Origin of the sequence: Photobacterium halotolerans DSM 18316, from assembly GCF_000425165.1 — a bacterium.
Taxonomy (GTDB): Bacteria; Pseudomonadota; Gammaproteobacteria; order Enterobacterales; family Vibrionaceae; genus Photobacterium; species Photobacterium halotolerans.
Window position 1 is genome coordinate 408,510 of record NZ_KE384319.1, and the last position, 12,101, is coordinate 420,610.

Genomic DNA, 12,101 nt, shown 5'->3' on the forward strand with positions numbered 1-12,101 from the left:
AGCAAATTGACATGCAAAAATTTACCGGCGCAATCGTCATTCTGTTGTGTGTTTTCGGCGGTTACCTATGGGCCGGAGGTACCTTGATGGCCATCTGGCAGCCTGCTGAAATTCTGATTATTACCGGTGCTGCACTGGGCTCAATCATCATAGGCAACCCGCCCCATGTTATTCGTGAAATGCGTATTCAGTTTCGCCAGATAATGAAGCCGCGCAAGAACGAACAAGAATACTACATGCAACTGATGGGCCTGATGCAGCTGTTGCTGGAAACCATACGTAACGGTGGCTTCAAATCACTCGACAGCCACATTGAAGATTCTCAGAACAGTGAGATTTTCGAGCGTTACCCGCTGGTCAAAGACGACAGCCACCTGGTTGCTTTCATTACAGATAACCTGCGTTTAATGGCCATGGGCCAGATGTCACCCCATGAGCTGGAAGCTCTGCTGGAGCAGGAAATCATGGCCATTGAAGATGATCTTCTGCTGCCTTCACGCTCACTGCACCGCACTGCTGAGGCCCTGCCCGGTTTCGGCATTCTGGCGGCAGTGATGGGCATCATTATCACCATGCAGTTCATCGACGGCTCTATCGCGCAAATTGGCTACAAAGTTGCCGCCGCACTGGTGGGGACATTCCTGGGTATCTTCGGTTGTTACTGTGTGCTTGACCCGGCCAGTAATGCCATGTCGCAACGTGTTAAGCGTGATATGACAGCCTTTGAATGCGTCCGGGCCACACTGGTCGCTTATGTGGCCAAGAAGCCTACCCTGCTGGCCATAGATGCTGGCCGTAAACACATTCAGCTCGATGTGAAGCCAAGCTTCAATGACATGGAAAAATGGCTGTCTGAGCAGGAGGCATAATGCAACGGCACGATCAGATCATCATCAAACGAGCACGCCGCAACTCGCATGAAGCAGGGCATGGCGGGGCATGGAAAGTGGCATTTGCCGACTTCATGATAGCCCTGATGGCGCTGTTTCTGGTGCTGTGGATCCTGGCCATTGTCGACAAAACAGAGCGTCAAGCGATCGTGGCTTATCTCAACAGCTCCAGTTTGTTCGACCAGGCTTCAGGTAATCCGTTTAATACCTCCACCAGCCTGTCTCCGATTGATCTGGGCGGTGAAGCGGCGGACCTCAGCTCGCATGATGCTGCTGTGACTGTCACCTCCTTCTACGATGGCAATGGCGATGGTTCACAAACTGATGCACTGGTTCAGGGCACCTATGAGACTCAGGAACAACTGAAAGTATTAGCGCAAGTGGTTGAAGAGCTGGCGAAACAGGTTTCCGCAGAAGGAAATGTGCATGTAGACGTGACGCCGCAGGGGCTGCGCATTGTCTTACAGGACGACTTCCGCCAGAACATGTTCCACCGGGGAAGCAGCGAGCTGACGCCTTTCTTTGAGGATTTATTACTGGCTCTGGCACCTATATTCCAGAAGATTCAGAATCCGCTGATTATCAGTGGCCACACAGATGCAGTTCGTTACAGCGGCACTTTCAGCGAAAGATCGAACTGGGAGTTGTCGGCTTCACGCGCCAATGCAGCTCGCCAGACACTGATTACCGGCGGGGCGCCTGAAAATCATGTCTTGCAGGTTGCAGGCATGGCTGATCGTGCGCCGCTGAATCCTGAAGAACCGAAAGCCAGCGAAAACCGACGTATTGAGTTGTTTGTCCTGACATCAGTGGCTGCCCGAATGGTGGAAACACTGTTCAAAGGCCCGCCGGCTAACGATGACGGTCCGGTGTTACAGCAGGCCCGTGAAAAAGCGGAATTTAATCAGCCTGTTATCCGTCAGGACTACATTGAAGCGTCTTAATTGAGTAACCGGCAAAGGGATTATCCCTTTGCCGCCTGGAGAACTTTAGCGAAGTTAACCCATGAAAAGAGCTGCATCATCTTCCGCAATTGTCCCAAGTGAACGTCGACCGGACAGTCTGCAAAAGTTATTTCTCTGGCTCATAGTGCTGGATTATTTTCTGCTCAGCCATTTTTTGCTGAGGATGCACAGCATGACACTGAATACAGGGACGACAATCAGTTTACTGCTTTTAGGCTACAACGGACTGCTTTCCTATCTGTGTTTCAAACGCGCCCGGCGTAGTGGTGATTTCTACATTATCTACCCCACGCTTGCCGCGATATTGCTGGCTTTTATTCTATTTTTGTATTTTTTCTTTCTCATCGCTTAACGGGACAGGCAGCAGGACACGTTTCAGGAACTTATGCCACAGAGCACAGTTTTGCATCATCCTTTCCTGGCAAGAGTTAATCCTGCATCCAGCTTGTCGCCTTATGCGTAAGAGAAAGCGAATGAGCTTAGCGTAATGAAAGATCAACTCACTATCTCGATATCAACGATTAACGGGTCTTACCATTTTCAACTGGGTAAGTATTTACGGCGGAACCTGATTGCAACCCTGCTGTTGTTCATCGTCGCCGTCGTGGTCATGGCATTTTCGATTCAGTATTTATGGAATGCTGTTGATCAGACACAACAGGAAAAATCGCAGTTAAACCAGCATGCCAATGAGCTGAAAGATGAAATTCTTAATCTGGAAAGCGACCGGCAGTCGCTGGAGCAAAACCTGGCCGACAGGCGCTATGAGCTGGAACAGATTTCTGGCCGCGTGAATGAGCTGGAGAACGTGTTGGGTATTGAAAGCGAAGGGGAACAGCCTTTGGATACCCGACTGGATACAGCCGCACTGAACTCGGCGGTACGTGTCGCCATGCTGAAAGTAATACCTAACGGTAGTCCTATGGAATACCGGCGTATTTCTTCTTCATACGGCTCACGTAACCATCCGGTTTACGGTAACAAGCGCCGTCATCTGGGTATCGATCTCAGTGGACACACGGGAACATCAGTGCACTCCCCTGCTGATGGCGTGGTGGAACTGGTAAGGCCCAGCAAAAAAGGCTACGGCAATTTGCTGAAAATTGACCATGGCTATGGATTCATGACTCTGTATGCGCACCTGAAAGCATTCAAAGTCAAAACCGGTGATTTCGTCAGAAAAGGCGATTTAATTGCATTATCAGGCAACAGTGGTACCTCAACTGGCCCCCATCTCCATTATGAGGTCCGTTTTCTGGGTCGGGCTTTGAACCCCAAGTATTTCATCAACTGGGGGCCCGACAACTTTGACTATCTGTTTAACCATGAGAGGAGCATCCAATGGGACTCTTTAGTAAAAGTGCTGGAAGCACAGGCAAGCACTCAACTGCAACTATCATTGCACAAGGCTGTTCCTTTAAAGGAGATATCGAACTAAGCGGTAATATCCAGGTAGATGGCTACATTGAAGGACGTATCCGTACCGAAAAGACGTTATCGATAAGCGCGACGGGCCGGGTCTCTGGCGAAATTTTTGCCAGCAAAGTGGTCATTAACGGCCTGCATGAAGGGGCCTGTCACGCCGACAGCATTGAGATCCTGGAAAAAGGCAAAGCCAAAGGTGTCATTTACACTAACGACATTTGTATTGAGCGAGGCGGTTGCTTCCATGGCCAGACTTACCCGGCTGATAAAGAAAAAGTCGTCACTATCAGTAAAGAAGAACCAGTTAAAGCCGCCGAGGCCGCGCCACTGACGCCACCGACACAGCTCAAATCAGCAGAGATATCCAGCACTGCTGATAAAAGCGCCGTGCCCGCAGCAGCAACCACGGTTAAACCTGCAGCTTCTGCAACATCAACAGTGACGGCACCTGTTACTGATACCAAAAAGCAGGTCAACGCCCGAAAATAACCTGTAAAACCGGAATCCAGCATTCCGGTTTCTTCTCTTCTGTTTTTCCTCTGCACTCACCTGCTGACCGCCTGCCAGTTAGAAACTGTTATCTGCTTCTCAATTTCATCGTTTACTTTCAGTTAGTCCAGAAAAACAACCACCGAAATACGATAATCAGTACATATTCAGTTGGATACATAAGGATCATGAAATGAAAACAAGGCTTACCCTGACCGCCATCTTTATGGCCAGTTTTGCACTCTCAGGCTGTACATCGGCCCCGGGCGGTACCGTACAAACTGATACGGCCAATCCCGCCAACGCCACTCAGGACATTCTTGATGCCAGTGTCTGTATTGGCTCAACTGAGCCGCCTGCGGCATGGGCCAGTAAGCTAAACCTTGTCGATGATCCCCAGTTGCTGGCCAGTTCTCTCGGTCAGCCGACTAAGGGCAAGCTGTGTCAGGGACAGGTGTATGAAGTGAAAGAAGGGGAAGCACTGACCGTCTTTCGGGCCTGGAACAGCACTAACCCCAACAGCCAGTTTGGTGCCTGGTGGGCGGCAAACCAGCCAAATGGCAAAGTCGCTCAATACCGCGCTGGGTATGAAATCTGCTACCAATGGTCGCCACTCGACAAAATGACCCGCTGTGAGCTGAAACCAGGCAGCAAACTGGTGATAGGCAATGGCCAGAGTGCGCAATGTTCAGAATGGCTGACTTATCCGGTGTCGGCTGAGCAACAGCTCTACCTTGAAGATACGGAAACGCTGGTCAGCAATTGCCAAACCTATGATGCGGTCTTTGGCTGGGAATAAGGTAATCAGCCCCTGTTTGTGCAGCTAGCCGGCGTCTTGTATTGCACTGTCTTGTATCGCACTTTTTTAAGAGCGCTTTCTATAAAGCACTTTCATAAAGCATTAATAGCCTCTGCGACAGAGGCAAAAGACACCTTAGCCGCACAACATGATCCAAGACAAGACTGATGCGCCTTGATGATCTCAACAATATCATCAAGGCGCATTGTCTGTTCCGTCTTTTCTAAGCTGGTATCACCCGGACGCAAACTCAGGGGACGAAACACCTGCCCGGCCGAATCAATCAGCACATCACCTGGCTGAAAGCCAAAGCAATGCAAATCAGCATCCGACTCCCATGTGTGGCGATCAGCAACAACACTCAGCTCCTGATCCCCCTCATATTTCAACACCGCGGGCCAAACGACCATCAATATTCCACCTTACTGATTCAGTCCGCTCATATTGCCCGTTTTCAGGTGCTTCAGGCAAGTGCCAAGCCAGCTTGCGTGAACGGCACCTAGTCTGATTGCGATACCAGATGGATAATATTCGAAGGGCTGGCAACCCAAAATGCGGCGAATCCTTCCGGCAAAGGTTCAATCTCATCGCGCCTGGCAATCTTGTGGCTCGCAAGATGTTCTGCTGCAGCGGCAATATCATCAGTCACAATTTCGAGCCAGATTTCAGCCTGGCTGATACCCGGGACGTTATCGAGCCACAGCGTTTTATCGCCGAACTGAAAACGGGGCGTATCCGTGTCTTTCTCACGAGCCAGTTCCGGAATGGCAATCACATCACGATAAAAACTCAGCGTTTTCTCATACTCATGTGAAGGTATCTTCATGGCGATATTGTTGCCGGGTTTAAAGACAGCTTTCATGATGAATCCTCCTACTCAGCAGGCCTCACACAGACCAGCTCAGACACGAAAAGCGCCTGGGAGCCGGTTACACGCCTAGCAGCGGTAAATGCCGCAGGCGTTTATAGTTGAACGCCAGTTCGACGCAATGACAGACAATCGGCTCGGGCAGCGGATCGGCAATATTCAGGGCTATGGCTCTGTTACCCTGCAAGGACAGTGAGTGTCCGTACACTTCACGGAAAGTATCCACTAACCGGGTATTGCAGTTAAAGTAGAGAAAATAGTGTGCAGGATCTTTGGGTGACCAGTTCATCCTGACCGGGCTGCCCCCTTTCACCTGATAGCTGGGTTCGCCCCATTTCAGTGCTTCTTCAACATCCCCCAGATCATGGGCTTCAGCAACACCTAACACCACACTGCGCAGGTTTAGCATCACAGGTTTGATATGAGCCGGATAACTGTCGAATTTGGCTTTTACTGTCTCGTCCATGTCTTTTTTCCTGATGATGGAATAGCCAGCGTAGCACGCATCAAACCGCGTGCTGGGTTGTATTTCAGTAAGACTTGCAGATTGCCTGTCGCGCTCAAAACCAGTGTCCCTCCCGGTATTTCATTTTGCGCGACAGCCAATGGCTATGACTTGATACCGGTCTCAGAAAAACATCATAAGCCCGCAAAGGTAAACGGCTCAGAGACTTCGAATTTTTCGAGAGCGTTTCCTGTATAGATCTCATGGTTTGCGAGAGACAACTTCCTGACAGGACTGCCTGTACTGAAGTTGGCCCCCTTCAGATCCACCCAAAGCGTATTGGGCGTGAGCGCAGTCTCAAAATAATAAACAAGGTTCTTTTGGTCAGAGACGGAGCGCCACCGTGTGGAAGAAATGTTCGGTTCTTCTTCAGAGGCAATACCAAAAGGCACGGACGCATTTCTGATAACACTGAATACACTGGCAACTGCCGTTCGGGTATCGCTTGTTCTTGGAATTGCGTCCATATAAAACGAGGCCCTCACAAATCGATCTGCGGCGCGGTTGGTTCCCGGCAGCATTGTCAGACCACCGATTTGCCGCCAGTAGGCGTTCAATGCAAGCTGTTGCTCAAACACGGGGGAATTCGTCATCACTGTATAAGACATGTCATGGTGAATCACGAGCTTTCCGTCGATATACTCAAAAATTGCGTTATCACCTTTGGCATCAGAAATAGACAGGTGAAGCGTAGCAAAACGCTCTGTACCAGGAATGTCTGCCGAAACCACCACGAAGGATTCTGAGCGCAGCGCATCGACCGCTTCTTCAACCGTCGCAAAATTATCCAATACATATTGCACCCAAGCGGCGACGGTCAGCCCCTTTTTATCTGGCCCGTATTCCGGGTAACTGGATTCAGCTAACCACAGCAGATTGGCAACAAGTCCTTTCTCATTCATCCCATCTGTGCTGGATATGTCGAATGCGCTTGTCACCACACTTCCGTACTTAGAGGTCCAGGTAACCGAGTTAGGCCCGACCGCCCCGTTTCGCTCCATCCCCCTGGGAAACAACCACAGATTCGCCGGTATTTCTTCCTTCCAATCCATGGATCGGGCAGTAATAATCATACCATCCGGGCCTTGATAAACGGCTCTGGTGCAAGCAAAGGTTGATGCCGCAACCAGCAACAGACAAGCGCCTGCAATGGCGAGAATATCGATTCTGCTCTTCATTAGTCGTCTCCATCTTTACGCTGATAACATCAGTTTCCGCGGCTGAAAAAGTAGCGGTTAAGCAAAAGCTTTTACCAGACCGGCAATGTTAGTTTGTGACAGGCTACAGCAATACACGGCCCTATCCTGTCGCACGAGTAATTAGCCAAACTCAGGTACATCGCTGTTTAGTATAAAGGGAATTACAATAATCGCCGGATAGTTCGGCTCATTGTCAGGTTTGTGGCTATGTTAGGCAGCAGTGTCATTAGGGGAATTGATCTGCCTCAATACCAGTGGACTTCGGCCATTTCATTTACGGGCCTGGAGCCTAAAAATACATCGATGCATTTTTTACCCTGGCTGTGAGGATGATTGCTCACAGATACTGGCTGGCTTCACGGTAGGCTTCAAGCTCCATGGGCGCATTGCGATAGCCGTAAATAAACAATTGCAGTAAATACTGTTTAGTCTGTTCCCGAACGCCCAGCTGCTCTGCCTGACGGACATGGATGAGCTCGTGTGCCAGCAGCTCCTGATTGTCTTTCTCTGAACGTTTAATCCAGAGTCCGTAGCCATACGTATACGCCCCCGTTAAAGGGGAACTGTAGCCATACTTTGTGGCTAACGCAGCAAGCTCAGGATCATCAGGAAAAGGAAGTTTATCGACATAATAAACACGCACTTTATCTGGCGATTTCAAACCAACCCTGGAGGCAATCCTCAGCTGATTGGCATCTAATGGCACCCCCTTCTCCAATGCTTCTGCTTCATTACCGCGCACATAGTGTTCTGCGGCCGGCAGTAACCTTTCAACATGCTGCAGCAGTTCCTGCGGCGGGTTTGCATAGGTTTCATCCCGATCTTTACAGCCAGAAACAGCAAAGATGACGGCAATTAAAACGATAACTTTCTGATACACGTAACGCTCCTTGTTTTACACGATCCGGTTAAAATTTATGGCAGCAGTCCTGTTATTTTCCTGAATACAGTAATCAACTGATTTGCATCTAATGACACACTCTTTCCCAACGTTTCTGACTCACTTTCACGAATAAACTGATCGACATCAGGAAGCAATATATCAACTGTTCTGACAACCAAGATCATTTATCTCCGGGCTATTGGTGGTAAGATTTTGTGAAAACGAACACCTGACCATCAATGTGCTGCAGGATTTGGTGACTGGCCGATTGGTATCAATGAACCGAAACTAGCGCCTGTCACTGGTGACAAGAATAGCCCCATCATGGATGCTTACTTAAATATTGATTTTATTTACAATTTTCATGATTAGAAATGCACAGCGAACTCTCAAAAAATTCACAAACAAACCAAATGCAGCTCCCCATAGGAAGTAGAATCCACCCATTAGAATTACTGCTTGAACATTCCAGTCCTCGCAGGCATTAGTTGCTTTATCTATTGAATCACAAAGAGTAGTCGGCTCTAGATAATTCATAGCACTCAGTACATAAACTGTAAAAATTAGCCCACTTATAACGATCGTGGTTATCTTCCACATATTTATAATCGTATCATTTATAGTTGCAGGGCTTACATGCTCGCGTTACTGCAAAGATGATTTTTCTTACGAGTAGACCCAACAACAAGCCATAAAACAGCCCACTGACTAACAAAATTGCAAGGTTCTTCATATTCCACTTTTCACAGCGGTATACATCAACTTGAGCTAGACAGTAATCACTAAAGTCTGACGTTAGTGCAACATAAGCAAGACAAGCACATACGACTAATGTTGTTATTAAGATAATCATTTTTCCCATAATTTAGCCTCATATATAGCCTGTACTCGGGCGCCATAATCAGTGGTTTTTTCTGCACCTGCGAAATTATAGATACTTGCTACTTTCTCAAGTGTTGGGTTCACTACTCTTGCCTCGATACGCTTAATAATCAGAGCTGCCATTTCTACATTACTTGCCACCCTGTACTGAATTTGCCACTCACTAAATCCAAGCTCATCAGCAATAGGTTTCCATGTTTTATATTGAACATTCATCGGTCTATATGATGTGATGACTAAATTTAATGGTGGAATTGCATCATATGCTCCGTGTGTGTTTTCCATATACGCAATTGCTTTTAGCCAGTCAGAATCTACACCGTACTTCTTACCCATTTCATTGTAAACAGTGCCAGAATCAACTGGGTTAAGTAGCGATGATTCCCAAAATGGCTGCTTTCCGTCAGCGTTAGGGTTATCTGTAATCTCAAAGATGGCAGGTGAATCGTCAATGATTACTTTCTGCCTGTCTGCTGCCATGTTAATTACTGGAGGTGTATTTTCTTTGGATTCAGGAACTGACGGTGGTGATTGCAATGACGGTTTAGGCGCAGGCTTGAGGCTGTGTGTTTCCGGTGCACTTTCAAATTGATTTGTGGCAGGGTCAAATGGCGCGTAGTTGGCTTTTACATACCGCCGCTTCTTGCCGCTGGCATGCAAGGCTGATACTTTGTGTTTTAGAGATGTCGGTAAACTCATTTTGAGTTCTCCGTTTATTTTCAAAATACCGTGATACTTAGCTTCAAAAGCTTCAAGCATGACTAAACTGCCACCCTTTATCTGATTGATAATATAAGAATGATCATCATTTTTGCGTTCATAACCCTGACTGAAATGATTGAGCGAAGCTAGATAGGTGCCACTTTTAATAACCTGGACCGCGTAGTCTGGGTCAACAATCCTCTTGATATCATCAGCATAAATTTTATCGAACTTTACTATTTCATAGCTCATATGTGCCGCATCCTAAATCAGTAAATATGTTGCAATAAAGACGAGTGATAACAATATCATAGGTATTCATCATCTGGGAGATTGCAGATTGACGAATATGGGTGTGATTCTGATGTTTTCTGTAGGCGTTTTGACTGAAAAGCCCCATAACTGAGGCTTCAATGTTAATTATCTATTGGTTGGAATTTCTCTAAGTTGGCGTGCTGCTTTGAGAATTTGTGACTTAGCCCGGCGGTCGTTCTCAGCGTCAATTTCAAACAATCACCACCGCCATAGGCGGTGGTTTGAGGTGCCGCGAGCAAACAACAGATATCAGACAGGCAGAGGCACTACTTATCAGAAAAGAACGGCCTGCACAGTAGACCGTTTTTTGACCGGAAGATTTGTTTCCACGTCCGGTTTTTCAGCAAAACACCGGTTTCAACACAACATTTACTTCAGCAAAGCAACCACAGTATTTCGGTGGACGTTAGCCTGGGCTGATACCACCTGGAAGGCGGCGGCAAAGGAGCGGGGCTCCTGCAACGATTGCAGCTTGGTATCAATGCTCTCAGCAGAAGGCTCATAAAGTGACTCTCCTGTTAATTCTCCTGCTAACTCTATGCTTGCATGTACTCTTTCTTTTCCAAGGTATCTGCAATTTTTTGTAAATCATAGACTCTTGGTTCACCTTGCATGATATTTTGGTGAAATGAGTCTATAAACTTTTCCAACAGTATTAAATTAGAAATGCTAATCGCTTGTTTGGCAGTGGAGCTTCCTGGCTTTTCTTCATCATTTAATACGTCTTGAAAAACCTCACCATGTTCAATTAATTGATTCGCATGATACTCATAAAGGATGTCGTAGCATTGAAACCACCCAAATTCATGCCTATCATTTAGTACCCCAGCAGTGCACAATACAACAGCATACCACTGAGTAAGTTCTTTTAGTGCTAATATTAACTCCATTTCGTTTTCAACTGATAATTCAATATTGAGGCTCTTGAGGATACTCAAGTATTGATCTAGCGAATTAAATTTTTTTGTGTTGGCATAATAAGCCATTATGTAAGCTCTGCGCGAGATGATAATCTGACTTAACCTACGCAGTTCTAATCTTTGTGCTCTTAAAGTATTTGCTTCTAAGACAGGTTTTAAAACACTCTTAATGGCGTCTTGTGCGTTATGATCTAATTTTGGCAGACCATCTTCAGTTGATACATTGATAGCAAGTTTTGCATAATCTTCTGCGAATTTTTTCCAAAAAACATCATGGAGTATTGCGAGCGGCTCGACCTGTTCATGGTTGTTAAGTTTAGGCTTGCTAAAAAGTCTTTTGAAAAACAAAAACATATGCATTTCCAATATTACAGTCTGTGATACTAGTGTATATAACATGTCTCGATAAATTTGTGTATATAGTCACATTCTCAGATTTAATTACCACTAAATAGGCTATGTTTGAGTTAATCGTCGATAACTATACTTGAATCATAGACAGGATATTAAGAGGTAAGTTATTTAGATAGAAAAATGGCCTTATTTATGATCAGATAATCGTCGCCAAACTATAACCCAATCAAGAATTGATTTCCCAGGACAGAAACCTTAAGACCTTTTAACTTCGACAAATAGGCCACTCATAATTTCACCGCTATTTTCTTAGCGAACTTCATTACTTCATCTTCAATGTTCGAAGGAGTTCCAAGCATAACTGGCGCATCTTGAACATGATGAAGAATTGCAGTGTAGATATCTTCAGTTGAAGGCGTAAATGATAGCTTCTTAATATTGGATACTGCTGCTTTCAAATTTTTCTGATCACTTGGGTGTGGACTAAACCATGTTGGACGCCCAGCCCAACACTCTATAGCTTCAACTAACTGATTCATCATATTATTTATCCTTAAAAACATAACATTTTGTTTATGACACCATGTCGTGTAACCATTCCATCTATACCCCACCAAATCTACTGATTCATTGGAGTTATTCTGATTACCTCACATGAATTTATCAGTAAATTTACGCCATCAAGCCGTCTAACTCGTACCGCGCTACACCGCTATGCAGTTACCATCAGGACTCACACAGACCTGCTACCGCCCCTGACAATCAAGTCACGAAGCGGCGTTTTGAGGTGAAGATGACGTCTGGCAGGTATCTTAATTTGATATGAGTAAAGTTTCATTAAATAACATTTATTTACTTCCATATCTGTGGCTTTGCACAGATTTTTGTGACAGGGCAGATATCAG

At 46.3% G+C, this 12,101-nt stretch carries 14 protein-coding genes; 6 read left to right on the forward strand and 8 right to left on the reverse strand.

What is annotated here, in order from left to right; genetic code table 11:
* Positions 1-11: 11 nt before the first annotated feature.
* The 6 genes from motA (at position 12) to H511_RS25030 (ending at position 4,568) form a co-directional block, all read left to right on the forward strand.
* Positions 12-869, forward strand: coding sequence for a flagellar motor stator protein MotA (motA, locus tag H511_RS0111170; RefSeq protein ID WP_027252369.1), 858 nt, complete (start codon positions 12-14; stop codon positions 867-869).
* Entirely contained in the window at positions 869-1,834 is a 966-nt protein-coding gene (locus H511_RS23190) for a flagellar motor protein MotB (RefSeq protein ID WP_036759481.1), read from the forward strand. The genes motA and H511_RS23190 overlap by 1 nt, the downstream gene beginning before the upstream one ends.
* A gap of 61 nt (positions 1,835-1,895) precedes the next feature.
* Entirely contained in the window at positions 1,896-2,207 is a 312-nt protein-coding gene (locus H511_RS24410) for a hypothetical protein (protein ID WP_081669253.1), read from the forward strand.
* 135 nt (positions 2,208-2,342) lie between these two features.
* On the forward strand, positions 2,343-3,293 hold the full coding sequence (locus H511_RS0111185) for a peptidoglycan DD-metalloendopeptidase family protein (protein ID WP_027252370.1): 951 nt from the start codon (positions 2,343-2,345) through the stop codon (positions 3,291-3,293).
* Positions 3,197-3,769 carry a bactofilin family protein gene (locus H511_RS24415; RefSeq protein WP_081669254.1) on the forward strand — a complete coding sequence of 191 codons (573 nt, stop codon included), beginning with the start codon at positions 3,197-3,199 and terminating at the stop codon, positions 3,767-3,769. Before H511_RS0111185 ends, H511_RS24415 begins: the two co-directional genes overlap by 97 nt.
* A 193-nt stretch (positions 3,770-3,962) precedes the next feature.
* The gene (locus H511_RS25030) at positions 3,963-4,568 is read left to right on the forward strand and encodes a hypothetical protein (RefSeq protein WP_027252371.1); all 606 of its coding nucleotides are present in this window, start codon (positions 3,963-3,965) and stop codon (positions 4,566-4,568) included.
* Between the two features lie 92 nt (positions 4,569-4,660).
* Here H511_RS25030 and H511_RS0111200 read toward each other — a convergent pair whose 3' ends face one another.
* From H511_RS0111200 to H511_RS0111240, 8 genes are all read right to left on the reverse strand, one after another.
* Complete coding sequence (locus H511_RS0111200) at positions 4,661-4,978, reverse strand: DUF4144 family protein (RefSeq protein ID WP_027252372.1); 318 nt, start codon at positions 4,976-4,978, stop codon at positions 4,661-4,663.
* 89 nt (positions 4,979-5,067) lie between these two features.
* Positions 5,068-5,430 (reverse strand): VOC family protein, encoded by a 363-nt coding sequence (locus tag H511_RS0111205; RefSeq protein WP_027252373.1) that lies wholly within the window; start codon positions 5,428-5,430, stop codon positions 5,068-5,070.
* Between the two features lie 67 nt (positions 5,431-5,497).
* A complete protein-coding gene (locus H511_RS0111210) occupies positions 5,498-5,902 on the reverse strand; it encodes a DUF1801 domain-containing protein (protein WP_027252374.1) in 405 nt (134 codons plus the stop codon).
* A gap of 173 nt (positions 5,903-6,075) precedes the next feature.
* Positions 6,076-7,119 (reverse strand): linear amide C-N hydrolase, encoded by a 1,044-nt coding sequence (locus H511_RS0111215; RefSeq protein WP_027252375.1) that lies wholly within the window; start codon positions 7,117-7,119, stop codon positions 6,076-6,078.
* 358 nt (positions 7,120-7,477) lie between these two features.
* Complete coding sequence (locus H511_RS0111220; protein WP_027252376.1) at positions 7,478-8,020, reverse strand: DUF4157 domain-containing protein; 543 nt, start codon at positions 8,018-8,020, stop codon at positions 7,478-7,480.
* Positions 8,021-8,872: 852 nt separating this feature from the next.
* The gene (locus H511_RS0111230) at positions 8,873-9,859 is read right to left on the reverse strand and encodes a hypothetical protein (protein WP_027252378.1); all 987 of its coding nucleotides are present in this window, start codon (positions 9,857-9,859) and stop codon (positions 8,873-8,875) included.
* A gap of 599 nt (positions 9,860-10,458) precedes the next feature.
* Complete coding sequence (locus H511_RS0111235; RefSeq protein ID WP_027252379.1) at positions 10,459-11,196, reverse strand: hypothetical protein; 738 nt, start codon at positions 11,194-11,196, stop codon at positions 10,459-10,461.
* Between the two features lie 287 nt (positions 11,197-11,483).
* Positions 11,484-11,738 (reverse strand): hypothetical protein, encoded by a 255-nt coding sequence (locus H511_RS0111240; protein ID WP_027252380.1) that lies wholly within the window; start codon positions 11,736-11,738, stop codon positions 11,484-11,486.
* Positions 11,739-12,101: the final 363 nt, after the last annotated feature.

What these genes read in the sequence shown, in the direction of transcription:
- H511_RS24410 (WP_081669253.1), top strand. Translation starts at nt 1,896, where the DNA reads ATGAAAAGAGCTGCATCATCTTCCGCAATTGTCCCAAGTGAACGTCGA.
- H511_RS25030 (WP_027252371.1), top strand. Translation starts at nt 3,963, where the DNA reads ATGAAAACAAGGCTTACCCTGACCGCCATCTTTATGGCCAGTTTTGCA.
- H511_RS0111230 (WP_027252378.1), bottom strand. Translation starts at nt 9,859, where the DNA reads ATGAGCTATGAAATAGTAAAGTTCGATAAAATTTATGCTGATGATATC.
- motA (WP_027252369.1), top strand. Translation starts at nt 12, where the DNA reads ATGCAAAAATTTACCGGCGCAATCGTCATTCTGTTGTGTGTTTTCGGC.
- H511_RS0111200 (WP_027252372.1), bottom strand. Translation starts at nt 4,978, where the DNA reads ATGGTCGTTTGGCCCGCGGTGTTGAAATATGAGGGGGATCAGGAGCTG.
- H511_RS0111205 (WP_027252373.1), bottom strand. Translation starts at nt 5,430, where the DNA reads ATGAAAGCTGTCTTTAAACCCGGCAACAATATCGCCATGAAGATACCT.
- H511_RS0111185 (WP_027252370.1), top strand. Translation starts at nt 2,343, where the DNA reads ATGAAAGATCAACTCACTATCTCGATATCAACGATTAACGGGTCTTAC.
- H511_RS0111210 (WP_027252374.1), bottom strand. Translation starts at nt 5,902, where the DNA reads ATGGACGAGACAGTAAAAGCCAAATTCGACAGTTATCCGGCTCATATC.
- H511_RS0111235 (WP_027252379.1), bottom strand. Translation starts at nt 11,196, where the DNA reads ATGTTTTTGTTTTTCAAAAGACTTTTTAGCAAGCCTAAACTTAACAAC.
- H511_RS0111240 (WP_027252380.1), bottom strand. Translation starts at nt 11,738, where the DNA reads ATGATGAATCAGTTAGTTGAAGCTATAGAGTGTTGGGCTGGGCGTCCA.
- H511_RS23190 (WP_036759481.1), top strand. Translation starts at nt 869, where the DNA reads ATGCAACGGCACGATCAGATCATCATCAAACGAGCACGCCGCAACTCG.
- H511_RS24415 (WP_081669254.1), top strand. Translation starts at nt 3,197, where the DNA reads ATGGGACTCTTTAGTAAAAGTGCTGGAAGCACAGGCAAGCACTCAACT.
- H511_RS0111215 (WP_027252375.1), bottom strand. Translation starts at nt 7,119, where the DNA reads ATGAAGAGCAGAATCGATATTCTCGCCATTGCAGGCGCTTGTCTGTTG.